The sequence below is a fragment of the Paenibacillus nasutitermitis genome, assembly GCF_014641075.1.
GTDB lineage: Bacteria > Bacillota > Bacilli > Paenibacillales > Paenibacillaceae > Paenibacillus_Z > Paenibacillus_Z nasutitermitis.
The window spans coordinates 457287-482369 of the sequence record NZ_BMHP01000003.1; the positions used below are offsets into that span (position 1 = coordinate 457287).

A 25083-nucleotide genomic window follows, 5' to 3' on the forward strand; every position below is an offset into this window, starting at 1 on the left:
GTCTCGCCTATTTATATAGTTTGATTATAAATCGTTCCACCAATGATTGAACTGGATAATAAGGGGAGAGTGTGAAATGGGGAAAATTGGTCCATCTTTAATGTGCGCGGATCTTGGCCGATTACTCGAGAATATCCACCTGTTAGATCAAGCCGAGGTAGACTTTTATCATTTCGATATTATGGATGGCAACTTTGTTCCTAATATTGCTTTGGGACCCGATCTACTTAGAGCATTACGTCCGCATACCGACAAACCGTTCGATGCGCATCTGATGGTCGAAGAGCCTGAGAGGTTTATAGAGCTGATTGCCGAAGCAGGAGCGGATATGATATCCATCCATTCGGAATCCAAGGTGCATTTACAGAGGGCGCTTCAGCGAATTAGAAGCTATGGCCTTAAAGCCGGAGTTGCGCTTAATCCTTCCACGCCGCTATGCATGTTGGATTACGTAATGGATTGCATGGATTACGTCTGTGTAATGACCGTTAATCCCGGATTCGCCGGTCAGAAGTTCATTCCGAGTACGCTTCGCAAAATTAAAGACCTCAGGCAAAAGATCGATCGGGAGAATCCGGACATCTCTATCGAAGTAGACGGAAATATCAGCAACGCGATTATTCCCGAAGTGATAAGCAATGGCGCTGAAATGCTCGTATGCGGCACATCGAGCATATTTATCCCGGGACAACCGCTGGAGCATTCCGTGAGACAAGTCAAAGCGCTGATTGAACAGGCCGGTTAGCAGATCGATAGAACGAAGCATTAAGGAGGCAAACCAGGTGACGATTACAGTAGTCGGGAGCACCATGATGGATATTGTTTTTAGGACGGAGCATTATCCGCAGCGCGGAGATACCGTCTTCGGCCAAGAAATTCGATACTCGCCCGGAGGAAAAGGAGCCAACCAAGCAACCGCATGCGCTAAACTTGGTGCAGAAACTTACTTCATCGGCTGCGTCGGCGACGATTCCTTCGGACAAACGCTGTTCAGCAACTTGCAGAGCAACCATGTCAATGTTGAACATATGCAAACAGTAAGCGATGCGAGGACAGGAATCGCGCAGGTAACGGTTGATTCCTCCGCCGAGAATACCATTCTCGTTGTGAAGGGTGCGAATGATAGCCTGACGATTGAGGATATTCAAGCCTGCGAGGATACGATTAGGAAAAGCCGAATATTGCTCGTGCAAATGGAAATACGCGAAGAAGTCACGAGGCAAGCGATGATAATTGCCAGAAAACATGGTATAACCGTCGTGCTGGATCCTGCGCCAGCCGACGGCATCCGTACAGCTTCTCTTCGGTATGCGGACATTATCGTCCCGAATCAACAAGAAGCGAAGGTTCTCACGCATATTGACGTTCACGATGTCCCTTCCGCCATTGAAGCTGCAATCTATCTGCATGAACATTATGGAATCGCCAAATCGATCATCAAACTGGGGGGACAAGGGTCCCTTGTGTACCAGGATGGAGAATGCGAGCATATCCATGTCGTTTCCGTCCGCGCAGTCGATACGGTAGGAGCAGGAGATTCTTATGCGGGAGCACTCGCTTTTGCCTTGGCAGAGGGGAAAAGCCTAACGAATGCCGCTAAATTCGCATCCATCGTGAGTGCCCTTAAAGTGACAAAACACGGTGCCCAAGACGGTATTCCTACGATGAAGGAAGTAAAGGCGTTCTGTCTGTCGCGTAATCTAACCCTCGATATCTGACTCTTATTGAATTCATTCCGAGACATCAATCTTCTGGCGATTTGCGCCGTTTCTCGATATATGCACATAAGGCCACCGAAGTAATCGGCGGCCTTATCGGTTTATTGCTACTTTTTAACAACGAATATCAACTGCTATGATCTATCTACTGTGCTACTATCTGCTCTACCCCTGTTTCATGGGATAAATAAGCGCTATCCAACACCGATACAACCGAACGTGAGTAATGCCCTGAGCACTCTGGGTCCTTCCCCTCTTGGATGCTATGGAGCAAGTCATGTAACTGAAGTAGAAGAGGCGAAGCAGTAGGTTCACTTGGAACCAACTCATATTTACGATTGCGTGAAATAAACACGCCAACACCTGTTTGAATCTTTAGCATGCCTTTCGTAAAAATAAGTTCTGTCTCGTTCCTTGAAACTCCCGGATAGCCAGACTGTGTGATGCAAGCAGGGATACCGCTGGCGGTCTCAAGAAATAACATTCCGCTTCCCTCCACATTTCCGCGGTTGCCATGAAAGCTTAATGAAGCTTTCACCTTAGCGATGGGACTGCCTGATAACCACTGGATTTTATCGATGGAATGAGAGCCTAGATTGGCAATAATGCCTCCCCCTGATGCCTCTTTTACTAAAAACCATGCTGGACGGTCAGGATGGAAATAATCCGCATGGCGGACATCATGAATCATAATCAGTTCACCGAGCTCTCCGCCAGCGATGATCTCGCGGGCTTTACGATTCTCGGGTAAATACTGCTGCGTATGTCCCACCATCAAGCGTACTCCGTTTCGTGCAACCGCTGCCATAATGTCGTCGCATTCTTGAACGTTGAGAGCCATAGGCTTCTCTAGAAGGATGTGGCAGCCCTGGTTAGCAGCACGAATCGCAGATGGCCTGTGCAGATCGTGTGGAAGTGCGATAATTATAATATCCGGGCGCTCTTGCCCATACATGTCGTCTTCCAGCACATAAGCACGAATGCCAAAACGATCAGCCAACTCTTGTCCTCTCAAGGGATTAAATTCTACAATGGCACATGCGGTCAACCCTTCGATAGATTGTAAGGCCTCCAGATGGCCGACACCAATGGCTCCGCCACCAATAACAGCTACTTTCCTCATGTTAGCCTCCTATTCTTTCCTGTATTTATAACCGGAACGCTTCAATACCGTATCCCCATATTTGCTGACCAGCTTGGTCAGGTATTAATCGTCTCGGAGTAGGAGGTTACGAAAGCTTGATGATCTGACCTCCGTCAACTACCATACAATGTCCCGTCATATAGCTGGATTCATCACTTGCCATAAACAAAGCAGCTGCGGAGATATCTTCGGGCTGTCCAACACGCTTCATCGGGATGGTTTGTAAGTAGCTGGTTATAGCTGGCGGATTATCAATAAGCGGCTTGGTTAGACGCGTTTCTATAAACCCAGGGCAAAGGGCATTCACCCGAATGTTATAATGCGCTAGCTCCAATGCCATCGACATGGCCAGAAGGTTGATTCCGCCTTTAGTGGTATTATAATGCGCTTGATCGGCTTCGGCGGCAAGACCGTTGACACTCGACATTTGGATAATGGATCCACCTTGATTCTGCTTCACCATCTCCAAAGATACCCGCTGGGAGACAAGAAAGGTACCTTTGAGATTGATGTTCATATGCCAATCCCAATCTTCCTCCGTAATTTCAAGAAAAGCCGCAGTGTGGTTTACACCCGCATTATTGACAAGGATATCAATCCGTCCCCACTGGTTAATCACGCTGTCTACCATCTGATTGACTTGATCCTTATACTGGACATCTCCCTCAAAAATAAGGACTTGGCCACCTTGCTCTGTAATATAAGCAGCTGTTTCTTTAAGAGCTTCAAGACCACGTCCAGAGATAGCAACTTTAGCGCCTTCTGCAGCAAAACGGACGGCTATCGCTCTTCCGATGCCTTGCGAGCCTCCTGTGATTAGGGCTATTTTATTGTTTAATCTCATGCGCTAACAACTCATCCTTTCCTTGTCATTATAATTGAACCAATACGCGATCTATAGCTTGCAAGGTTTCTTCCATATCTGATTTACGATGTGCGGTTGAGATGTACCATAAATCACTGTCCGATTTGAAATACCACTAAGGCAAGCTTCATAGTAGTTCCCCTTCCACTTCAAGAACACCGCACCAATCGACAATGATCTGTGCGTACCATTGAATAAGCTGTTCATAGGAATTTAAATCGAGAAATTCATCGGCTGCATGTGCGTTTCCACCGCAAGGCCCGAGTACCAGCGCGGGTGTATGGCTGTATAAATTAAACATAAAGCCGTCGCATGCAAACGGTGAACCTACCGGAGAAGCTGGTGAGAAATCGAGCACCTTTTCACAGCTTTCAGCCACTGTTCGTATGAATGTAGTACCTTTCGCATCCAGCTTCATTTCGCTAGCAGACAAATAACGAATTAATGGGCGAATCAGCGGTTTACATTTTTGCAGATGAGGGTATTTGGATAATTGAGCATCATAAAAATTCCATAGATCGTTGATAATTTCTTCACCAGTCATGCCGGGATAGCCTTCGATCCAAAAATTCAGTTCACCGCTGGCAGGCAGTTTCTCCTGCAGCTCGCGAGTCACATCTCCTGAAAAAATAGTGAGCAGGGTGACCTCTGCCTTCCGACTGTCCTGCCACCAGGCAGGGACCGCAAGATGTTCCTTCCGATGTCTATCGTAAGTTTTCAACAGGTTGGCAAATTCGACAGTAGCCTCAAGTGCGCTTATGAGCTCCTCCCCTGCGAACCCAATTCCGCTCTTGCCTATAAAGGTTGCTTTCCAAATCCCACCACCAAGATGAGCGGGGTAAAGCTTCATATTTGACGGTTCTGGAATAATGGCCATGTCTGGATTTGGCCCTCGCAGTCGACCGGCAAGCGTGCCATTTGCTCCGCCATGCTCCTCGTCCACAACACTCTCAATATATACATTGCCTGCAATGGGAATGCTAAGATTTTTCAGACATTTGACAGCCATTAATGCGGCAGCCATCCCGCCTTTCATGTCGTAAGCACCGCGGCCATACATTTTACCATCTGCAGTCTGTCCTGAGAACGGCGGGTATGTCCATGGCTCATTACCTTCATAGACGGTATCAGCATGGCCCGAAAATAGTAACGATGGTCCTGTATTTGCGCCGAAAAAACGTCCGACGACATTGGGTCTGTTATCATATTGGCGAGAAGCCATATAAGCTGGATGCTCCTGTAAGCCTGGCACCTCAGAAAGTTCATAGATGTCTACCTCGGCAGCTTCCGAAACCATCCAATCTGCAAAAAAACGCTGGTATTCCGCTTCATTGCCTGTAGGGGGGTGATTAACGCTATTTATTTGCACCAGGCTTCTGGCAAGCTCAATCGCTTCGGTTCTATGTGTTTTGACCCATTGCTGGATCGCTATTGTTATTTGTTCACGATTCATGTCTCAGGACTCTCCTTATAGTGGTCTGGCTTTCGCCTCGCTTGACGGGAGCATATGCGATAACGTCGATTTCGACCAAATAGATCCATCCCTTCAATATGTAGTTTTCTAGCGAATTTTCCCGCGGGCATCGACTTTTAAAGTACGTTCCAATGAATCTCCGCGAATGCCTTGAAGCCCATTGTGCAGATTAGAAACCGTGCAACAGTGGTTGGGCAGAAAAGTCAATTTATCGCCAATTTCATAGGAAATGCCTTCTGGTAAATGGAGAATGCCATGCTCTTCACTTAAACGTTCCACGTAAACCTCAGGGTGATCACGCAAGGTTCCATATCCAATACGGAACGAATTGGTGTCACTGCTAAATGTTTTTGAACCCGCATCAATAATGGCTGCTCCCATGCGAGGTACGCTAACGACCGTAGCCATAATGTGCATAGCGCACTCATCCGTGGTAATAATTCCAATGGAAAGCTGGGAGCCATCCCCGTATACATAGGCACCTGGGCGAATCTCGGTTACACCTTTAATGTTTTCAATAAACTTGGAAGTGGGTGTAGAGCCAACGCTGACTTCCGGGATTGCAATCCCGGCTTGCTCGAGCAGTCGTTTGGTCTCAATAAGCCCATCTGCTTCCGTTTGTGCGGCGGCTAGAAGATCCTCTGGTGAGTTCTTTCCGTAGGCAAAGCCGCCATGCGTCATCAATCCCATGATCTGCACGCCGGGAAGCTGAGCGATCTCCTTAACGAGTGCAGCTGTTTCTTCGCCAGGTTCTCTCCCACAACGGTTTAATCCTGTATTGACATCGATATACAGCTTGACTTTCTGTCCTATAGAGATACTTAATTCAGAAAGCCCCTTGGCAGCCTGCACGCTGTCAAGGCTTACGATTATGTTCGCTTGTTTCATAAGCTTAGCTAATCGAACCAGTTTGGTTTGGCCAATAATGGGAAAAGCAATAAGGATATCATGTATCCCTGCATCAACCAGCACTTCAGCCTCGCCAAGCTTGGCGACCGTTATCCCGCAAGCGCCATAACGGATCTGCTCCTGAGCAATCCAAATGTTCTTATGTGTTTTGAAATGCGGCCGCAGTTTCACACCTGCCTTGTGCGCCAATTCAGCCGTATACCGTAAATTACGATCCAGTATATCTAGATCGATCAATACAGCGGGTGTATCTAATTCCAACCATTTTTCTCGATTTCCAGCCATTCCCAACCCTCCTTATTACGGCTACCCAAGAATGTTCTACCTATTTATTGAACAAGACTCGCGAATCCAATGTTTCATCTATTAAAACTAATGCTTTATAAAATGAATGATAGCTCAAAATCCATAAATTGTAAATTGTTTCATTTAAATAAAAAGGATGAAAAGACCAGCAATCGGATTCACCCAAAAACTGGCCTCTCATTTGATTCAACTATTAGTGTTCCAAGTCAAAACCGGCGGAAACTAGTAGACGCTGTAAATTCTCTCTTGCCCTCACAACCTTTTGATCCAGTTCTTCGATAGTAATCGGTTCGCCTCTATCGTCGAGTCGCTCGACAACGACGCTTCCAGTAAATCCGGTAGCCTTCATCGCAGCAAACATCGAGCTAAAATTAACGTCACCTTCACCAGGAACTGGGAAATTAGGCTCGGCGCGAGCACCGCGGTGATCTTTAGCTACGAAAGAGACGAGCTCCGGTGCGATGAGAGGAAGATCATCTGCAGGATCAATTCCTTCATAAAACCTTACATTACCCGGATCGTAGGAAGCACATATATGCGGGGAGCCGATTCGTTGCAGCGTTTCCGTTATAACGGCAGCCGTAGCTGTATTGCCAGTGTGAGGCTTAATCGTCACGACCAAGCCCCGTTTGCCGGCTTCCTCTCCGACCAATCGATACTTCTCCGCAAAAGCAGCATTTAACACTTCCATTTCTTCTGCAGAAATAGGCTCAGTGGGAAATTTACGGTAGCTGGTCGTTCCGAGCGACAACAGCTCCTTTACGCCAAGCTCTTGGGCAAAATCCAATCTTTGCAGCGTTCGCTCGATCGGCTGAGATGGAGCAAAAGCGTCGCTGCTGACGAGCGTAACAGGCTTCAATTCATATCTCTCAAGCAAACGCATAATTTTTGCAGCTTCTCCAGCTACCCCATCGCTAAAGACCGGCTTTCCCTCATGAGGTAAACCGATCGAAACATAACGGAATCCCGCAGCAGCAATTCCTTCAAGCGCTCTTTCGAATGAATATTTCGCATATGGCAATGTCATACAGCCTAATTTAATAGTAGAATTCATCATTTGAACCCCTCTTCCTAGTACTGAGGGATACGAATCCCCCATGCTCCTCAGTCGAATTCACACTTGCTCTACATACACTTCGCGACGTTCCTTGAGCGAACGGTAAGCTGCTTCTGAGACAGCGATCGCGCGCAAACCATCCTTCAGCGAAACTAGCGGTGCTGTATCATTCTTCACACAATCAATAAAGTGACGATGCATACGTTCCCACATGTCGTTATGTTGGATCGTTGTCCGTTCTTCCGGCCCGCTGTCGTCCTTATACCTGACTTCACCATTATTGTTGACAACAGTGAGCTTTTCAGTGGCTACTCCAATCATGTCGTACTCCACCCGTGTAATCCATGGCGTAGACACTTGCGCAATGCCTCCATTGCGGAAACGAAGCGAAACTGTAAATCCATCCGCAATCGAATCTTGCGGGAACAAATACGTACCTCCATAAGCAAATACGCTTTCCACTTCCCCACACAGCCAGGTAAGCAGATCATAATCATGCGAACCATGCGAATAGATCGGGCCGACAGCATGCTCCCCTTCGAAATACCAGGATGGGATTTCATAATGCTCATCCCGATATTTATCATAAATCGTCTGCTGTGGATCGAGAAAATGAGTCCTGAGCGACCAAGCTTGCAAAGGCTTCCCCGCATTCGGTTGTGATAAAATCGCTTTCAGCTTGCGATTAGCCGGATCGAATCGAATCGGGTAACCGACCATTGCCTTCAGCTCGGGATGCCGCTGACCAGCCGCCACGATTTTGGCGCCATCTGCTAATGAGGTTGCGATTGCTTTCTCCAGAAACAAATGTTTGCCGGAATCGAGTACAGCTTCTGCGTATTCCACGTGCAAATGATCAGGCGTAGATATATAGACGGCATCGAGATCTTGTGCCAGTAGCTCTTCGTATGAATCGTATACCGCCCCCCCTACTTCTTCCGCTAATTTCTCTGCCTTATCCCGCGAACGATTATAAAGCGCAGCAACTGTAACGTCGGGAAATGTTTTTAATGTGCGCGCATGAAGCGCCCCCATCAACCCACAACCGATAAGTCCGACCTTCAACATTAATCTTGTCTCCCTTCCCAAGAAATAGGAGTTCCTTGATGTTCATACATGGCCCAGATAGCGCGGTGAGACTTCATTCCTTCATATCCATCTGTCATCGGACGCTGGCCCGTTTGGATACTATCGAGAAAATGCTCGACCTCGCCCAGAGCGCTGCTATTTGCCACTTTCGATTGTGGCGGTTCATACAACGTTATACGCCCTTCTGGGGTAACGACCTCTAGCTTATCGTCGCCTAGAATAAAGCAGCCCCCCGTTGTATGTACGTGGAGAAGTGCTGGCGGGCTTTTGTATTTTGTAGCCCAGCTTGTGAAAAGATGAGCTAGTGCCCCGCTTTTGAATTGGAGAATACCGTGATGCGTTCCTTCGCCTTCCATCCACTCGGTTCCGAGCCGCGTACCAAGCCCCGCCACCGAAACTGGATCTCCCAGCAGCCATATTAATAGGTCGATATAGTGACAGCCATGGCTGAACAGAACCCCGCCGCCAAGCTTATCCTTTTGTGAGAACCAACTGCCGGGATTCGGAGCCATATAGCCTTGAATCCAACATTGTGCATTGAATGGCTTACCGTATTCCTCTTCATCCAGCGCTTTTTTCAATCGTTGCACCGATGCCCGAAACCGGACAATATAAGCAAGCATAAGTGTAACGTTTTTCTCCTCAGCTGCCTGGATGATCTTCAGACAATCTTCCTCGCTATTGGCAAGCGGTTTTTCCAAAAGCACATGTTTTCCAGCAGCAATCGCCTCAAGCGCCATTGGAGCGTGCATGTGATGCGGCGTCGCAAAGCTGATCGCATCAACATCGTCAAGTATCGCCTTCCAATCTGACGTATGCTTGCATCCAAGCTCTGCGGCTACCTGACTTGCTTTTGTTTCATCTAAATCAACGACCCAGCGAAGATCCGACTTTTCGGATAATTTGTATGCATGGGCGTGGAGAAGCCCCATATTCAATCCAACGACAGCTGTGCGAACTTTGTTCATTTTTTTTCCTCCTAAAATAGTTATAATCGCATTTTTTTCTATCCTTTAATTGCGCCAATCATCATTCCTTTAATGAAATACTTTTGCAAGAATGGATATACGATTAGGATCGGCAGCGTAGCCACCACAACCGTAGCCATTTTCACCGTTTCTGGAGGCAATTGAGCAAGCTCCAGCGTATTCGTGGTCGCTAATTCCTGACTCACATTCGCCGATTGAATCATATTCCGCAGAACCACTTGAATCGGAACCAATGATCGATCCGTAATATACATAATGCCTTTGAAATATTCATTCCAATGGGTAACGCCATAGAATAAACCTAACGTAGCCATAATAGGCATCGACAGCGGAAGAATGATGCGAAACAACGTCGCGAGATCTCCACAGCCATCTACTTTGGCTGCATCCTCCAATTCGCTGGGCAGATTTTGAAAGTACGTTTTCATTATTAATAAATTGAAGGTGGAAACCATACCTGGAATAATCATAGCCCACACTGTATTGTACAAACCGATTCCACGAATGACTAAATAAGTAGGAATTAATCCTCCGCTGAATAACATCGTGAACACCAGAGCCAATAAAATGAAATTGCGGCCGGGGATATGACTTTTTGACATCGGATAAGCTAACAGGGAGGTGACCGCGAGATTTAGAAACGTGCCAATGACGGTGATGAACACCGTAATCTTTAATGCATCCGGAATCGTTCTACTCGAAAATATTTCCTTATAAGCTGTAAATGTAAACTCACTTGGCCATATAATAAAACCGCCATTTCGCAACACTTCGGAAAACGGTGTGATCGACACAATAAACACATAATAGAGTGGAAATAGAGTCGCTATCGAGAACAGTGTTAAAAATACATATAAAACACCGTCCACCACTTTATCCGATTTTGAAGTATGCAGCACAATTGACATCGCCCGCACTCCTTTCTACCATATACCTGATCCATTCATTCGTTTAGCTATCCGATTCACTGTAAGAATAAGAATCAAGCCAATAAGAGACTTAAATAAACCCGTCGCTGCAGCTACACTGAAATCAAGCTGTTCCAAGCCGCGGCGGAATACCCAGGTGTCGATAATATCCCCCGTTTCAAAAACACGCGCATTCAAGAAAATATAGACTTGATCAAAACCAGCATCTAATATATGACCCATTCGCAAAATCATGAGTAAAATAAATACGTCTCGAATACCCGGTAACGTGATGTGGTAAAGCTGCTTCCAACGGCCGGCGCCATCCACAACAGCTGCCTCGTATAGCTCTTGATTGATCGTCGCCAGTGCCGCCAAATATATAATGGCGCCGTAGCCCGTACTTTTCCAAATATCAGTGGCAATGAGAAGCGGTCTGAAAAATTCCTTATCTGTCAACAAGTTCAGTGCGCCCCATCCCATATCCTTGAACCAAGTGCTGATTAGGCCAGCTTCAGGAGCTAGAAAGGAAAAGACTAATCCATAAACAATGACCCATGACAGGAAATAAGGGCCGTATGTGATCGTTTGTACCGTTCTTTTGAACCATTGCGAACGAATTTCATTCAGTATTAATGCTAATCCAACATCGGTAAGCATTCCGAACACAACACGGTATACACTAATAATTAATGTGTTTTTCAAAATAATGTAGAAATCCGGAGAATTAAAGATAACTCGGAAATTATCAAACCCTACCCAAGGGCTCCCCCAAATTCCTTTCATTAGATTGTAGTCTTGAAACGCAATGAGCAAGCCGCCCATAGGCAAATAGTTGAATATAAGATAGTAAATGAGGCCAGGAGTCATCATAATATAAAACCAGCGATTGCGATAAAAGCTGCGCAAAGCAAGCCGTCTTTTCGGCTTAACGGGGCCGTTTGGAATGTTTGCTAGCTCTCCCGATATTGCGTTACTCATAGCTTTCCACTCCTTCATTCAATCGGAACCCAAGGAAGGAATGGGTTCACTCCTTTCCTTGGGTAATGCAAACTATTTAATTATCCCTGCGGCACGCAGCGTTTCGTTGTATGCTTCGAATAGCTCATTTCCTTTATACTTCGTCATTAATTCTTCACGATATGCCGGCCAGTTTTTGCCCGATTTATCTTCAAGAATCGCTTTCGTTTGAAGCTCTCCTTGACGTTTGCGGAAGCCAGCCAAATCAAATTCTGCTGGCGGTACATAGTATACGCCTTCATTTTCTTCTAGCTTAACCGTATCGAAAAATTGTAAAATCTCCCGGTCACGATCTGTCTGACGCGGATCAATAACAGTTAAATCAAACACTTGCGGCGCTTCAAAGTTAACAAAGAATTGCCATATTCTTAAGAAATCTCCTTGTTTCACTACATCATTCGTGAATGCGTCCATATCCAGCTTAATCGTGTTGCCTTCTTTCATATAATGCTTACCTTCGATACCGTAATGAGTTAGTAAGTATCCTTCTTCACCAGCAAGCCAATCTAAAATTTCCACCGAACGCTTCACTTTTTCCGGATCCTTATCGGCTACCTGCTTAGCGAATAGAAACGGCTGACCCGGCCCTGGTTTCACTGCCACTGACGTATCCGGGAATATATTCATCGGCACCCAGTTAGCTTCCGGGAATAATTGTTGTGTACGTACTTGAATACTTTGTGGATTGCTATCAAAAGCAAAGTCTGCTCTAGACCCTAGAACGATTCCCACTTTACCTTGGATCGCCTTTTCGATATGCTGCGGATTTTTATTCAAGAACCAGTCAGGATCAATCAAATCTTCCGCAATCACTTTCGAAATATCATCGAATACAAGCTCTATTTTCTCATCGGTCTGCATATCGACGTAGCGATTATCTTCGATCTTTCGAGGGAAGGTCAGCCCGTGCTTTATATATTCAGGCCATTCCAATCCTACACTAGTGCCACCGCCCGCCGACGTGAAGCCGTACGTATCCTTCGTTCCATTACGATCCGGATCCTCGTTGCGAAATTTACGCAATACATTTAAATATTCGTCATAATTGGTCGGGAGATCTAATCCTAGATTTTTCAACCAATCTTCTCGGACATAATAAGCCCGGTATATATTGCGGCCAAAGGGAACTGCTGCTCTCGCAAATTGATTTTGAACCTGATACGACGCAAGCTCCTTCTCGGTTATCCAGTATTTAAAGTAATTCGGCATCGTTTCCGGCGAAATAAACGGAGTCAGATCAGCCAGTAGTCCGTCTACTGCATATTGGTTACCACCGTCTGGCGTTCCATCACGCCACATATCCGGCGGCGTCGATGCGAGCAGTAAATTTATTTTGTTAATGTAATCTTGACCGGCAATCATATAGTCCAGCTTCAATTCAACATTGAATTTCTCTTCAATTACTTTCTTAACGAAATCTAAATCACCATCAGGCAGGTTTGTATTCGGCTGTGACTGCACGAACCAATTTAATTTGATTTTTTCTTTTTTAGCTGGCTCCGTTGGCTCAGCACTCGCTTTGGAACCGCTATCACTCGGACTTTCGGTACTGCTGTTCGTCGCTTTCGGCGTATCCGTACCGTTAGATGAACATGCGGCCAATACGAACGTTAATGCGAGTAGGATGATCCATCCCTTTTTAACTGCGTTCAAAAATATCCCCTCCATATTTGGATTATCCTCTCCGCTGCCAACACATGCTGTCGATAGTTCCATACTCCCATATCGCTTTTTATCACACAATTATCTTTTTTGAATTTCGACTTTTTACAGCAATTTCAGCGGAAGATCGCATCGTATCAAACAAAGATTAGTCTATTCAAGAAAAGAACAATCAGCTGAGCAACTGCTTCTTCCGCCGTATAGTCAGTTACCTATCTAGCAGCCAGCTAATCTCTGCCTGCTTACCGCCATTGTCCAATTAAAGTATCCGTTGCTGTCGTCATGGCGTTATACGCCTGCTCGGAAATGATTTGGTGAGTGTTCAGTTGACCAAGCAGCAGCTTAAAGGCTTCCATATGCTTAACCACTTTGCCTGCTTCTCCCTGTTGCTCATAATGCCCTATTACTACTAAATGAAGCTTTAATAGATAATAAGTCGCCTCCGAATAAATTTCTCCCCGATACTCATCGAGCAAGTCGAGCATCATCGTTGTGGTCATCGGAATCTCGTACGAGTAAGTGAAAGTCGTTTCACTAGGATATGCCACCTGCTCTCCTCCGACGACGACAATGTATGTCCCTTGGATATGTCTGCTTTTCGTATAGGAGAAAAGAAACTGCCCGTTCTCTCCACTAACGGTTTGACCGATAAAATCCATCTGCCCGTTCGGATCGTGAACAGTCATTGTAATTTGCTGATTTGCCCCCGAATCGATCGTCCCCTCGACTGTAACGGTATCCGCAACCGCCTCTGCTGATAATGCGGTTATCTCTGCAACGGCCGGTTCAGCATCTACAATGTATACGAGCAGTGCAGGTCTGCTGCCATCGCTCATTACAAAGGTCAACCTCGCGGTACCTGCAGCAAGAGCTGATACATATTGCTTTTTCAGCAAGATGTTATTGCCGGATTGGGAATAATCAACGTCTCGCACTAATGCTTGGTTTCCGTTAACGATGTCGGTTAGTTCCGCAGCCCCATTAGGGTGGAGCGTAATGGAAATATCCGACTGCATAAAACTCCCTTTCGCAAAACCGACTCGTTCCGGACTAATTTTGGAGCTGGTATCTGTAATGATGACTTCAATCACAGGTCCATTGATGCCAATAAAATCAAGATTCAATTGTACAGTACCTACGTCTAACGTCCGCAAATAATCTTTATTCAACACGATCTCATGGGATGAGACGGTATAATCCCTATCCCTAATGAGCGACTTCGTTCCTTGGCGAATGCGCTGAAAGGTATATCCATTCGACTTTATTTGAATAGCAATATCCGATTGAACCGTCTCATTTTTGTTGAAATAAACGATGTTCGGCTCAGCAGTCGGTGTCGAATCGATAATATCAATCTGAGCGAACGGATCATTTTTATTAGTAAAATCAAAGGTAAGCAGCAGTTCTCCTTGTGCTTGGTTTAGCAAATACTCTTTTTTCACCGTTACGATGCCGTTATCGATCGAATAGTCGATATCGCCTTGCAGCAATTCCGAGCCATTCCTAATTCCAAGCAGAATCGCATCTGCATGCGTATCTAAAGCAAAAACAACATCTTGTGGCTGAGCAGTATCAAAAGCAACAACTGCCGGTGAAACTGAATTTTCCAGCTTGGTCAGCAAGAACGAATGAGGATAAATGTAGCCTACCGTAGTTCCAGCTCCATCACGAAGCAGCTTGAACGTGAACTTATGAAGCCCCTCGGATAAATAGACAGCCTTTGGGGAGGCGACCGTTTTCAGCGGCCCGTAATCCACTTCAGCAAAATCGAAACTATCCACCACCTTCGTTCCGCCGGCTTCATTGATGTCGGTATCCAAATAAATGTCAGCCATACCGGCAGATCCAGAAATTAAATTACCTGTAAAATCAATTTCGTATAGTCCCGCTTGCTCGATGACGAAGCTAAAGGAACGAAGCGGTACACGTGTCGAAGAACCTAGCTCAATTCCATAAGACTTAATCGCAACACGAGGATAGTCGCCTGGGTTTAACTTCGTCAAATACCAGCCCGTGGTCGGATCGGTCAATGATAAATCCTTGAAATTCAATTCGAGCGTCTCGGGAGATTCCTCGACCGGAGTCAGGATCAGCATATTAGGCAGCATGTGTATCGCTCCGTCGCCAACCGATTTCCCTTTTACTTTGAATGTAATCGTATGGGAGCCTTCTGACAAAATATGCTTATCCGCCGATTCAATCGTGCGATAACTAGAATCCTCGGGATGTTTGTGGAAGTCAAAGTCTGATATAATTTTAATTCCGCCATCCTGCTGCTCATCCGTATCCAAAAAAATATCAGCATAACCGCCGTCTATCGACAGCGCCCCTTTCAGGGAAATCGTATACAAGCCGTTCTCTGGGACATCAAATTGAAAGGAACGGACAGGTGCGTTTAACGTGCTGTATATTCGTGATATGAAGGCAGTCCCGTATACCACAGGACTGACCGTCTTCTGATCACCAATCAGTCTTAGATGATGGGAGTGACTTGTCGGTTGTTGATCTACTCCATTAGAGTACATCAGACCGATCTTCGAAAAATCATATTCCAATGGCGTTGAAGCCGCCTCTGTACGATCTAGATGAGTGAGACTAAGTATGACACATAGAATTGCCAATACGGCAGCCGTACCAATAGGCCGGAATTTCCATTGCATATTTAATTACCTCCCGTTCCGTTCGGAAATTGCATCTCTGAGGAATAAGGCTGCATCCCCTCTTTGCTGTTCCAAAACAATATTTTCAGAAATGATCCTGCTGTTTGATCACTAACATCCAAATCTGCCCTAATCGTTTCCGACATTCCTGTCGCAATCACCTTATTCACCTCTGCCACCCGTAATACATTTCCGTTCACATCACTTAAAGCAACGATCAATAGAATTGACTGATCACTTGCCGAACTATTATCTACTTGAGCCTTAATGCGAATTTGAGACATGCCGTTCAAATCGGTAACGGCATTGTCAACCAAATCTGTAAATTCTATCGTCCCTATTCGTATCGGCTGCGTCGTTCCCATGACAGAAATGGCTACTGTCTGTTTCATTTCAATTCCATTCAAAATCGCAGTAACCGTGATCATCGCCATACCTGGTGAAAGTGCAGCGACACGAATCGTACCATCGACTTCAACTTCAACCGTCGCGATGCTAGAATCACTACTTTCATACTCAACACTTTCTACTTGAGCTAAATCGATCGGTGTGCCATCACCCTGAAGAACAGACACGGATAATGATGCACGTTCACCAACAGCGATATTCGAGCGTTCCGGTACGACAGACAGCTTGCCAGCCTGGATGTCTGTAGCAATGTTATCAATGACAAACCGATGGTCCCCCATCCATTGCTTCATCGGATAGGATGTCATCCGCGAACTTCCATCCGCCCCGATGCGGAAACCTGGATCCATATCGTCGAGAATAAGGATTGAGCTGCCTGCTGTAGTTGCAATATCCTTAATTTTATAGCCATGCGACGTTTCATCCGGGTGCGTAACAATCATGTATTTCCCGATATTTTCTTGTGAAACTACAGTATCGGTAACAAATGCGTTGTCGACATGCCCATCTGCAACCCGGAGTACATCTGTAATTTTGCCCGTAGCCGCGCCGGTATCCGTCACCTCATAATACCCTTTCTTGAGCAATGTTCCGCCAACAAGCGTCATCGACTGTACGATGCCGTCTTCCATGCGGATAAAGCCCATCTTCCCTTGAAGCTTAACGTCTCCAACCACGAAAGGCTCATCGGGATTGTTGGAACTAAAAATAAGATCCGTTATATTGCCATAAGTGACTTCAAGCGCCACATTGCCCGTTTCCGAAGCATCTGCGTTCAATACTTTCGCTTGCTCAATAATCGTTCCCGATTGTCCCGAATAAGGTTCCAATACGGTTGTAAATGTGCTTTTCAAATTCGCGCCTTCTCTGCGTACAACAAATTTCGGCATCGTGTATTGAATAGCTTCCTCATTCGTGTCCAGCGCTTTGCTATTTAACCTGGTCATCTTAAGTGATGGATAGTTACCGATAAGCAGTTCATTATCTCCTTCACCCGCAAAACCTCGAACCTTCAGCTTTCCTTTTAATTGATTATTGTCTCTTGTCACGAAATCCAGCTCATACTGGCCGTCCACTACAGGGGCACTCTGTATATCCTTCATATAAATATAGCCAGGATATTGATCCTCACTTGCCGAACCTTTCTCTGCTTGTCTTGTCGCTTCCACCCAGGTTGATCCGGGAGCTAACAAATTCGGACCATAGTCCGTTAAAGGAAGATCGGTTTCCAAGGTAGTATCGTAGTTAGCGTCTCCTTGCAGTGTATATTCATGACGGCTTCCACCTGCAATTCGGAATACGTCTACGACATAACCGTCACTGCCATCACCAAGTGGAAAGCCGATATACCATGGCTCACGACTGTATTGCTCCACACCGGGATAAGCATTTTCTTGACGCGCTCTCATCACCTGCATCGTGGGACCGATCGGCGCGAACAATTCGAGACTGCCGCCATCGCGACTGGTTTGCACATCCATATCTGAACTGTCTACAACAACCGTATTATGACCGAGGGTCGATACCGATGGATAGCGATATAGCGTACTGGTGTAGCCAATATCCGGCAACAACTCCAGACCATTCGCGAATAAACCTAGATTAAGCGGATCAAGATGATTATGTCCGTACTTGGGTGAGAAGGTCATGTATAGTTGTGCTTCTCTATCTCCACTATTACGTGAAATTCTGGAAATTCCTGATGCGGGCAGCAGCAAGGAGCCTGTTTCGAGGCGATTTTTTTTCTCGAATGCCCATGTGTCATTCAGAGGGAATACTGATCCATTAGGGTAAACGAGCATTTGTGATATGTCCTTTGCTTTTTGTAACATAGGATATCCCTCGGCAAGATCCAAGCCATCGAGCCTAGTTCCAGTCCGTGGTGATATATACCCTTCAGGATCTACCCAGTCTTGCAACTTCGTCGAAGATTGAATAAGCCCATTCGTGCTTTGATCATGGTAGGAGGTCGTTACTTCCATAAAAAAGCCATCGGACAAGTACGTCCGGCTTAAATATTCCTTCATCAGAGATACGGCTTCATGCACATAATCCGGCTCGTCGATAGCCTTTGCTATCGCAAGGTATCCAGACCATATCTGAGGATCCATATTCCCATTGAAAATGGCATAGGAACGAATAAAGTCTGCGGATGCTTTAAACATATTTTCCACAATTCTACGCTCCACATTTTCACCGGCCTCGGCGCTTAGTTGCTCGAAAACATCCGTCTTCTTCAACATTTCAAAAGCTTCAAGCAAACTTTGAATCGATGGTAAATCGTTATAAAACCATCTGGACCACACTCCGCCCCAATAAGCATTTGGCGCTCCGCTATTCGGATCGATTGGATATTGCCGCCAGAGGTAGTCATTCGAAGGCACATATCCTTCATACACTTGAGCAAATCGATAAAGCATCCGCGCTGCCGTACTCGGATCGGAGCTTGCTTTGGCTTTCGTTTGCGTGATCGCATGTAACCGTTGCTTATACCATAGATGGGCACTAATAAAGTACCGTTTACCCTCTTGTTCAAAGTATGGGTAGTCAACGGTTTCTCCTTTACGGTTTTTCACAGATAAAACCTCAGTCTCCGGATAAGCAGCATTCGGAAACGTAAGGCCGCTCACCAGCGACACAAGAACATCCGGATTATTTACATTCCATGAGAATAAATTATTAGGATCCATCTCCGGCCTAGAAGGATCGCCTAGCCAAATAAACCCAACCTTCTCCGGTATAAGACTCACCAATGGTTCAGCCGCAGATGCTGGACTAAGCTCAACATGAGCTTTCGTTACCTCTGGTGTCACAACTTGATGGGCAAATGAACGCACTCCCGCTGCAATCATCTCTTGCCCGTCAATGGCTAAGACCGTCCACTCAGCTGTCGTGCTTCCAGGCTGCATAAGTGCAAGCTCTAATTCGTACGCACCTGGCTCATCAGCAATCGGATGCTGGAATGTGACAACTACACGTTCACCCACCTTGGAAAAAGATACATTTTCCAGAATTGTACGTATGCCTGAAGGGGATTTCCATGTTAATTGCAGCTCGCTTGTTTCCGGATTAATCTCTGGCGCTAGCAGCGAAAAACCTTTCTCCGTCACGCTTTTGTATTCCATAGTCAACTGCTCCGGCTCCCAAGGCGTTATATTCTCTATCGTTGTGTTTGCTATAAGTGATTGGGGCAGGCTGTCAAAAAACAATCGTCCCATTCGACCTTCATGAACGATGTCTGCACGAATGGAGTAGTTCGGAACCGGCCGATCCGCACTCGTTCCTTGATCCATATAAAAGGACCGAAACACAGGATACCATGTATGAAAAATCGGATGATTGTCAATCACCTTATAGGTTACAACGTTAAGCTTCCATTCTTCATCCGACACGTGACCGTCTGCTTGAAGCGTATCAAGCGGAACTGCAATTTCAGTCGTCCACTCAACCGGATCCGACGGACCGGCAGCACTCATTTTATAAGTCTCCGTTGTAAAATCAGTCAATTCGATCAGCCCCGGCCCCCAATTAGGAGCAACGTTAATATTGCCGTTCTGCGTAACGATTGGAATATTAAAGTAGGTTTCACTCGAATTGGCTGGAGACAACATAATATGTATCCCACGCTGCGATGTTAGGTCTTCATCCTGCGGATGCAACGTTCGTACCCCAATATACATGTTGTCTTGATCATAGGTAATCTTCACCTCGGGCTGTGGCCATGCAGGAGCGTGCGAATTCATCATCGTAAACTTGTCGAGACTCGCTGAATTCCCCCATAGCGGCTCATCCAACCTGCCATCGATAGTCAGTGCTTGAGTCGTCGATTCAGGCACAATTGCCCATCGATTCAAATAGGTTGGGAAAAGCGGCGTTAATAGATAGGCGGCTCGATCAATCTCATCCCATACGAATTGGCTGTTCAATAGCTCACCAACTGTCTTTAATGGAACCATCACGACGCCATTCATAACGACCGGATTTATTTCTGCGTCTACAACTTGCCCGTTCAAGACAATGCTGCCTTCGTCTGCCTTAACCTCAATGAATGTCCCACTGTTGTTAAACACGTTGACTTGTTCTGTCTGATTGGGACCCTGTATCGGCTCAATCATCCATCCTGCTTTGACAGCAATTGTTGTTAGAGGTACAAGCACAGCATCACCGCCGCTCCATACCGGCTGCTGCTCATCATCGGCGAACGACACTAATTCGCCATTCACATAAACGTTGATCGTCTCCTCCGCATCATTGGCATGAATGGGTGGGGAAGGAAACATAGAGGCGGTCATCATGATCATTGCGAGAAATAAACTCATTACCCTCATTTCAAATCGATATTTCTTTTTTCGTAAAGCGCTTTCAATTAGCATCTGATTCAGTTCCTCCTTTATACAACATGATTGATGTTCTTACGCGTCCATTGTATACACATTCACGATTTAATGGCTTTTATCATTTTTTGACGATGCAGATTACTGCCGAAAACGCAAACTAGCTTATGCCCTCCTTAGCGGCATAAGCTGGTTTTGTTGTACCCGAATTCTTTGATTATATATTACTTAATCCATTTCTTCTTTATCACTGGTTTTGTCGCGGTGCATTTTGCGAAAATTGCCTGGAGGGAACCCAATGGTTTGCTTGAATATTCGTGTGAAATTCTGTACGGATGTGTAACGCAAGCGATCCGTAATTTCTTTAATCGGAAGTTCGGTGTGAATAAGCCAATCTTTTGCCTTGTCCATCCGGAATTGGATAATATAGTCCAAGTAATTTCCATTCGTTTCTTCCTTAAACATCTTGCTTAACATGCTCGGCGATACGTCGAAATGATCGGCAAGCATCTGCAACGATAGATCACTTTCGTAATGCTTCTGGATATAGAGCAACACTTGCGGAATAAGCTTTTTTTGCTTAGATAAGCTATGATTGTTCAAATGGTTTTGAACTTTGGGGAATACAGTATCACTCATCCACTGATGAACTTCATCAAGCGAAGACAGCTGATATAAGTAAGCTAACATGTCATATTCGAACATATCGTTTAATTCATAGCCTAACTCATTTAAATAGCTGTCGATTTCGCCGATCAGGTTGGCAAACAAGCCGAGAATCGTCTCTGAATTTTGCAATGAGCGCGGAACCGCTTCGACCATCTCTACCAACTGTTCGCTCGCACCTTCAAAATCCCCCTGCGCAATACTCCTAACTACAGCTGCTCTCCACTTTACCAGTTCCCTGCTCGATTGCTTTAAAGACGGCTCCATCTTATTCGCCATTATATTTTGATTAGGGCCAATCACCCAGCGATATTCTAACAAATCGAGCGCTTCTCGATAAGATTCATGTATACTGGTATATTCGTTGCGGACATTGCTGATCACAACCGAGACTGTGAAGTCAAAATAGTTGCGAACATTCTCTAATATGCCCATACTGATTTGGGTCATCATTTGTTCGATGTTCTTTGTACTATCCATAAAACAAGCAATGATCACAATTTGTCCCGGCTTCGGCATGACGGATACATGTGAAAGCGGTTCACTCAACTCTTCAATCATATTGCGCAGCGCATACATCATTAAAGAGCGATCTTTATTTTTGTAGATTTGCTGAAAAGCAGCATACTGGTCGATATCGATAATGCACACGCAAAACCGATCCCCATTCAGCAAAAATTCATTTTCTTCAGCAAATTTACGAATATCTCCATTTGAAGCTTCGCCAGACAATAGTTGTAACAACCGACTCTCCTTTACATAAGGCCTATGTTCCTGCAGTTGAGATTCCAAATCCTTGTTTAAATCCTGCATTCGGCTCATAAACGTATCGAGTACCTGAAGTCCATCGTCCTTCCCATTCTTGCCTTCAGGCGAAAATCTCCCGATTAAAAATTGAATCGGATTATATAGCTGCCGCGTGCCGATAATGGCAATGAAAAACCATAGCACACCTAAACATAGCATAATCATCCACATAATATTGCGAATTTTATCTGATCTATAGGTTAGCTCTTTAACGGGGGTCATCGCAATGTAAGTCCAATTGTTATAAGTAGACTTTAGCGTAGACACGTTGATCTTTTCGTTTTCGAGCTTAATTTCGCCACGTTTCTCCGGGTTCTCCCAGAAGGGATACAGCTCGGAGGTCGAATCCAAAACCGTGCCAATATCTTTGTAGTCTTTACTGGTCACCACTCTTTGCTCATCGTCGATAATCAGTACCTTCTGCATACCACCTAGATCAAGTCGATCAATAAAGCGCTTTAAATTGTACATATCCAAATGCAGCATTAAATAGCCTTGCGGTTTAACGACATTTAATGGAATGGCTCTAACTAGAATTAATTCCGGTACGTTCTCATAGGTGTTCGGTGGAATGACCATAGAACCGTTGTAGTGTTTATTGAGCAACTGTAAAATTTCATTATAAGGATACGATAATCCTCGAATAATTCCGTAACGGGAAGTGTACAATTCATCAACAGAAGTATAATACAAACTAACATGAAAGTTTACTTCGGAACTACTAATTGATTTATGAACGGCATCCATCATGCTCAGCGTAGTCTGCAATTTATCTAGAGAGGCGCCTGTTTCCAATGAATTCAATACGGCCTTCTCATTCGACAGCTGCAATGAGGATTCGTCCAATCCCTTCATGAAAGAATCGACCTGCATTTCTAGCTGATTTAAAATAATCCGATGATTCTGTTCCACTTCTTTAAGAATACTTGAAGTAGTCACATAGGAAGACACCATCCCCATAATAAATACGGGAACAAGACTTAATAGAACTGAATAAATCAATAGCTTTCTTTTAAATGTTAGTCTCTTTCCAAAAGGCAGCCATCCACTCATTCCCATCCCTCGCATCTATAATGATAGAATAAGCATAAGTTAGTAGACAAATAAAGACAACATGTAGGCGAAAAATAGACGTGCGTACATAAGCAGCAACGGTTGCCACGGAAACAACGGTCCGGGATGGCGTTCGCCAATAGCGAAAGAACAGAGTAGAAACACGACCGGAGGAGCGCAAAGCGATCAGTTGCAGGAGACCCACAGCGATGCATTGGCACATAACGAATCCTTCAAAGGCTTGAAGGGTCAAGCCAGAAGAGGTGCCGTTTTGCGCAGGTGGCGGTGTTGATATATTTGCAAAAAAACAAACCTACTCAAGCATAAATTCATGCTTGAACAGGCTTGCAGTAAAACATTCATCGATTCATGAATGTCGTTATGCAATGGTCCATTCCAGAACCTGGTTGTCCTCGAGTAGCCGTTTACGGAGCGCGTTGTAATCTATATTTTGCACGGCGACACCGGCTTCGAGTGCCAGGGCAGCAGCGGTTGCTGCGGATTGACCAAGTATCATGAACACAGGCTCCATCCGGATTGATCCATATGCAATATGGGAGGAGGAGAGGCAGACCGGTACAAGGAGATTGATGCACTCCTCTTCTTTTGGAACTATGGAACGGTAAGAGATTGGATAGGGCAGAGTAGGGGCGATTTCTACGTTCCCTTCATTCACACATTGCCCTTCCAGAACGATTCTCCGACTATTATGAGAATCCATCTGGTAGGCAGCGAGCCCGACCGGGTCGGAGATGGTCCGGTATCCACGGCATTCATTCTCGGTCATGATGTAATCAGATACCATTCTTCGAGCTTCACGGATGTAGAGCTGCGGCGTCCAATGCCCCGAAGTACCGTATTCGTCAGCAGGCAGTCCCCACTTACGCACCTCTTCTCGAATCGATTGAGGCACACGCTCGTCATTGCTTAGAAAATAAAGCATGCCCAAATTGTAGTGCAGATGATCCTGGAACAATTCCTCACGTCGTGTATAGCTGCCTTCAGGCCAATCGAAGTTCATGCCGATATGGTCGGTCGATACGCCCCCGTAGTTGTTGAGATCAGTTTTGCCATTGGGCATATGTTTGTGCAGCCGCAGGGCATCCCAAACGCCAGCTTGGATATAACGCGCAAGAAGAGTGAATTTGTCAGGGTCATAGTTCGGCGGTGCCGGGAATGGAATACGATTGTCCGGTACATCGGTCAGACAGATTCTGAAGTTGTAAGCCTGTACGGAACGATCACCTTGACCCTGGACACCAGGAGCAGCATCGGAAACCCCGTAGATCAAGCCGCTGTCCGGTTTACCTGGAATGACGTAAGGACTGACATCCGCATTGAACCGGTGATTGGGACTTCCGAATTGAATCCCGTTCAATGTTTCACGGTAGACAGAATTCGCTTCTCTGCCGACATGATAGGAAACTCCAGCGGCGGCTAGCAAATCGCCCTCATACGTTGCGTCGATAAACATATCCGCCTCGTACGATTCCCCCTTCTCCATGACGATGCGCACAATTTTTCCATTTTCCTTTTGTACACTCGCCAGCTGTTGTCCGAAATGAACCTCAATGCCGAAATGCTGAATCCAGTCCAGGTAAACAGCTTCCGCAATATGCGGTTCGAACGTCCACTGGGTTTTATCGCCCTCGGTTATGCCGTAATGCTGGCCGATCGCCTGATAAAACTCGCGCGAAATCCCGCCGATCGCCGCCTTGTTGCCGATATCAGTGGCCCCAAGTCCTCCTGAAGAAAGCCCACCCGCGCGTTGTCCGAACTCGGCGACGACCACCTTGAGCCCCATTCGTGTGGCCTGAACGGCTGCAGCCAATCCAGCCGAGCTTGCGCCGTATATGCACAAATCAGTGCGGCTGGCAGGGGAAATGGCTTCTGTTGGAGCAGATTTCTCATAATACTTGATTTTGCTGAAATCAATCATTCGCTTCACCTCTATTTCGAGTTGTGTTCATCAATCAGGTTAAGTATAGTTAAAATTGAACTTTAATTTTAGTTG

Annotated in this window: 16 protein-coding genes; 2 read left to right on the forward strand and 14 right to left on the reverse strand. The window is 45.7% G+C overall.

The window, feature by feature from the left end; genetic code table 11:
- The first annotated feature begins 76 nt into the window (after positions 1-76).
- Positions 77-745, forward strand: a complete 669-nt coding sequence (gene rpe / locus IEY46_RS21075; protein ID WP_188994720.1) for a ribulose-phosphate 3-epimerase — start codon at positions 77-79, stop codon at positions 743-745.
- Between the two features lie 37 nt (positions 746-782).
- Positions 783-1718: a ribokinase gene (rbsK, locus tag IEY46_RS21080; RefSeq protein WP_188994722.1), complete on the forward strand. Its 936-nt coding sequence runs from the start codon at positions 783-785 to the stop codon at positions 1716-1718.
- A gap of 145 nt (positions 1719-1863) precedes the next feature.
- Here the strand turns inward: rbsK and IEY46_RS21085 are convergent, their stop codons facing one another.
- The 14 genes from IEY46_RS21085 to IEY46_RS21150 all read right to left on the reverse strand — a co-directional run bounded on the left by IEY46_RS21085 (position 1864) and on the right by IEY46_RS21150 (position 25008).
- Positions 1864-2841 carry a Gfo/Idh/MocA family protein gene (locus IEY46_RS21085; protein WP_188994724.1) on the reverse strand — a complete coding sequence of 326 codons (978 nt, stop codon included), beginning with the start codon at positions 2839-2841 and terminating at the stop codon, positions 1864-1866.
- A 106-nt stretch (positions 2842-2947) separates the two neighbouring features.
- Positions 2948-3706 carry an SDR family NAD(P)-dependent oxidoreductase gene (locus IEY46_RS21090; RefSeq protein WP_188994727.1) on the reverse strand — a complete coding sequence of 253 codons (759 nt, stop codon included), beginning with the start codon at positions 3704-3706 and terminating at the stop codon, positions 2948-2950.
- A gap of 148 nt (positions 3707-3854) precedes the next feature.
- Positions 3855-5180: a M20 family metallopeptidase gene (locus tag IEY46_RS21095; RefSeq protein ID WP_188994729.1), complete on the reverse strand. Its 1326-nt coding sequence runs from the start codon at positions 5178-5180 to the stop codon at positions 3855-3857.
- Positions 5181-5288: 108 nt separating this feature from the next.
- Positions 5289-6395, reverse strand: a complete 1107-nt coding sequence (locus IEY46_RS21100; RefSeq protein WP_188994731.1) for an alanine racemase — start codon at positions 6393-6395, stop codon at positions 5289-5291.
- 214 nt (positions 6396-6609) lie between these two features.
- Complete coding sequence (locus IEY46_RS21105; protein ID WP_188994733.1) at positions 6610-7473, reverse strand: sugar phosphate isomerase/epimerase family protein; 864 nt, start codon at positions 7471-7473, stop codon at positions 6610-6612.
- A 57-nt stretch (positions 7474-7530) separates the two neighbouring features.
- The gene (locus IEY46_RS21110; protein ID WP_188994735.1) at positions 7531-8541 is read right to left on the reverse strand and encodes a Gfo/Idh/MocA family protein; all 1011 of its coding nucleotides are present in this window, start codon (positions 8539-8541) and stop codon (positions 7531-7533) included.
- Positions 8541-9530, reverse strand: coding sequence for a Gfo/Idh/MocA family protein (locus IEY46_RS21115; protein ID WP_188994737.1), 990 nt, complete (start codon positions 9528-9530; stop codon positions 8541-8543). Before IEY46_RS21115 ends, IEY46_RS21110 begins: the two co-directional genes overlap by 1 nt.
- A 38-nt stretch (positions 9531-9568) precedes the next feature.
- Positions 9569-10459 carry a carbohydrate ABC transporter permease gene (locus IEY46_RS21120; RefSeq protein ID WP_188994740.1) on the reverse strand — a complete coding sequence of 297 codons (891 nt, stop codon included), beginning with the start codon at positions 10457-10459 and terminating at the stop codon, positions 9569-9571.
- Between the two features lie 15 nt (positions 10460-10474).
- Positions 10475-11440 carry an ABC transporter permease gene (locus IEY46_RS21125; RefSeq protein ID WP_188994742.1) on the reverse strand — a complete coding sequence of 322 codons (966 nt, stop codon included), beginning with the start codon at positions 11438-11440 and terminating at the stop codon, positions 10475-10477.
- Positions 11441-11512: 72 nt separating this feature from the next.
- A complete protein-coding gene (locus tag IEY46_RS21130) occupies positions 11513-13132 on the reverse strand; it encodes a type 2 periplasmic-binding domain-containing protein (RefSeq protein WP_188994743.1) in 1620 nt (539 codons plus the stop codon).
- Positions 13133-13383: 251 nt separating this feature from the next.
- Positions 13384-15801, reverse strand: coding sequence for a X2-like carbohydrate binding domain-containing protein (locus tag IEY46_RS21135; RefSeq protein ID WP_188994745.1), 2418 nt, complete (start codon positions 15799-15801; stop codon positions 13384-13386).
- Positions 15802-15803: 2 nt separating this feature from the next.
- Positions 15804-20582 carry a stalk domain-containing protein gene (locus tag IEY46_RS21140; RefSeq protein WP_188994748.1) on the reverse strand — a complete coding sequence of 1593 codons (4779 nt, stop codon included), beginning with the start codon at positions 20580-20582 and terminating at the stop codon, positions 15804-15806.
- Between the two features lie 189 nt (positions 20583-20771).
- The gene (locus IEY46_RS21145; protein ID WP_188994749.1) at positions 20772-23069 is read right to left on the reverse strand and encodes a helix-turn-helix domain-containing protein; all 2298 of its coding nucleotides are present in this window, start codon (positions 23067-23069) and stop codon (positions 20772-20774) included.
- A 379-nt stretch (positions 23070-23448) separates the two neighbouring features.
- The gene (locus IEY46_RS21150) at positions 23449-25008 is read right to left on the reverse strand and encodes an FAD-dependent oxidoreductase (RefSeq protein ID WP_188994751.1); all 1560 of its coding nucleotides are present in this window, start codon (positions 25006-25008) and stop codon (positions 23449-23451) included.
- Positions 25009-25083 lie beyond the last annotated feature (75 nt).

Coding starts and splice junctions, on each gene's coding strand:
- IEY46_RS21100 (WP_188994731.1), bottom strand. CDS start 6,395: ATGGCTGGAAATCGAGAAAAATGGTTGGAATTAGATACACCCGCTGTA.
- IEY46_RS21150 (WP_188994751.1), bottom strand. CDS start 25,008: ATGATTGATTTCAGCAAAATCAAGTATTATGAGAAATCTGCTCCAACA.
- IEY46_RS21145 (WP_188994749.1), bottom strand. CDS start 23,069: ATGAGTGGATGGCTGCCTTTTGGAAAGAGACTAACATTTAAAAGAAAG.
- IEY46_RS21095 (WP_188994729.1), bottom strand. CDS start 5,180: ATGAATCGTGAACAAATAACAATAGCGATCCAGCAATGGGTCAAAACA.
- rpe (WP_188994720.1), top strand. CDS start 77: ATGGGGAAAATTGGTCCATCTTTAATGTGCGCGGATCTTGGCCGATTA.
- IEY46_RS21135 (WP_188994745.1), bottom strand. CDS start 15,801: ATGCAATGGAAATTCCGGCCTATTGGTACGGCTGCCGTATTGGCAATT.
- IEY46_RS21110 (WP_188994735.1), bottom strand. CDS start 8,541: ATGTTGAAGGTCGGACTTATCGGTTGTGGGTTGATGGGGGCGCTTCAT.
- IEY46_RS21120 (WP_188994740.1), bottom strand. CDS start 10,459: ATGTCAATTGTGCTGCATACTTCAAAATCGGATAAAGTGGTGGACGGT.
- IEY46_RS21115 (WP_188994737.1), bottom strand. CDS start 9,530: ATGAACAAAGTTCGCACAGCTGTCGTTGGATTGAATATGGGGCTTCTC.
- IEY46_RS21125 (WP_188994742.1), bottom strand. CDS start 11,440: ATGAGTAACGCAATATCGGGAGAGCTAGCAAACATTCCAAACGGCCCC.
- IEY46_RS21105 (WP_188994733.1), bottom strand. CDS start 7,473: ATGATGAATTCTACTATTAAATTAGGCTGTATGACATTGCCATATGCG.
- IEY46_RS21085 (WP_188994724.1), bottom strand. CDS start 2,841: ATGAGGAAAGTAGCTGTTATTGGTGGCGGAGCCATTGGTGTCGGCCAT.
- IEY46_RS21140 (WP_188994748.1), bottom strand. CDS start 20,582: ATGCTAATTGAAAGCGCTTTACGAAAAAAGAAATATCGATTTGAAATG.
- IEY46_RS21090 (WP_188994727.1), bottom strand. CDS start 3,706: ATGAGATTAAACAATAAAATAGCCCTAATCACAGGAGGCTCGCAAGGC.